1 protein-coding gene is annotated in these 1,612 nt (G+C 69.8%); it reads left to right on the top strand.

The window, feature by feature from the left end; genetic code table 11:
- Positions 1–1,451, top strand: a 1,451-nt coding sequence (gene ntrC / locus AC1D12_RS32905) for a nitrogen regulation protein NR(I) (protein ID WP_477845318.1), incomplete at its 5' end; no start/stop codon positions are given.
- Positions 1,452–1,612: the final 161 nt, after the last annotated feature.

The raw sequence follows: 1,612 nt of genomic DNA on the forward strand, positions 1-1,612 counted from the left end.
ACCTCGCGGTGCGCAGCTTCACGAACCCGCGGGACGTGCTGATCGCGCTCGAGGACGATGAACCCCAGGTTCTCGTATCCGACATCCGGATGCCGGGGGGCTCGGGCATCGAGCTGCTGAGCAAGGTCAAGGAGCGGCATCCGGGCCTGCCGGTCATCATCATGACGGCCTACTCCGACCTGGACAGCGCGGTCAGCGCGTTCCAGGGCGGGGCCTTCGAGTACCTGCCGAAGCCGTTCGACGTGCCGAAGGCGGTGGAGTTGATCCGCCGCGCGCTCGACGAGAGCATGCGCGAGGAGGTGCGCGACGAGCGCATGGCGCAGATGCCCGAGATGCTGGGCCAGGCGCCGGCGATGCAGGATGTGTTCCGCGCGATCGGGCGGCTGAGCCAGAGCGTGGTGACGGTGCTGATCACCGGCGAATCGGGCTCGGGCAAGGAGCTGGTCGCGCAGGCGCTGCACAAGCACAGCCCGCGCGCGAGCGGGCCGTTCGTCGCGATCAACACCGCGGCGATCCCGAAGGACCTGCTCGAGAGCGAGCTGTTCGGCCATGAGCGTGGCGCGTTCACCGGCGCGCAGACGACGCGGCGCGGGCGCTTCGAGCAGGCCGACGGCGGCACGCTGTTCCTCGACGAGATCGGCGACATGCCGTTCGACCTGCAGACGCGGCTGCTGCGCGTGCTGAGCGACGGCCAGTTCTACCGCGTCGGCGGGCACAACCCGCTGCGCAGCAACGTGCGGGTGATCGCGGCGACGCACCAGAACCTGGAGGAGCGGGTCAAGCTCGGTGCCTTCCGTGAGGACCTGTTTCACCGCTTGAACGTGATCCGGCTGCGGTTGCCGGCGCTGCGCGAGCGGCGCGAGGACGTGCCGGCGCTCGCGCGCTTCTTCCTGCAGAAGAGCGCGAAGGAGCTGGGCGTCGAGGCCAAGCGCATCACCGAGGCGGCGCTTGCGCGGCTGATGCAGTTCGACTTCCCGGGCAACGTGCGGCAGCTGGAGAACATCTGCCACTGGCTGACGGTGATGGCGCCGGCCCAGGTGGTCGAGGCCAAGGACCTGCCGCCGGAGTTCCAGGGCGACCTGGTGGCGATCCCGGCGCGTGTGCCGGTGGCCGGGGGCGAGGTGGGCGAGGCGATCCCGGCGGGGGGCGGTGGCTCGGTGGCCCATGCGGCAGCGCCGGTGGCCGCACCGCTGCCGGATGCGGTGGCTGTTGTCGCGGGCAGTTCGCCGACCGGCACGCACTGGCTGGCCGATCTCGAGCGTGAATCGCGAGCGATGCTGCAGGCCGGGCTGCYGGAGGTGTGGGACACACTGACGCGCAAGTTCGAGGCGCAGCTGATCCACACGGCGCTCGAGATCACGCGGGGGCGGCGCATCGAGGCGGCGCAGAAGCTCGGGATCGGGCGCAATACCATCACGCGCAAGATCCAGGAATTGGGTCTGGACGATTGAAGTCCGGGTCGGCGTTCGTGCGGAAGGCGCGGGCGGGGAGTCTGGGGCTCGCCGTCGCGGCGGTCATTGCCCCTGGGGGGCAATGACTCCCCTGCGCTGACTGGTTTCATGGCCCGTCGCCCAAACTCCCGCCACTCACTTCGTTCGTTGTGGTCAAACAG

This window comes from Rhizobacter sp. P1_G5, from assembly GCF_056405435.1.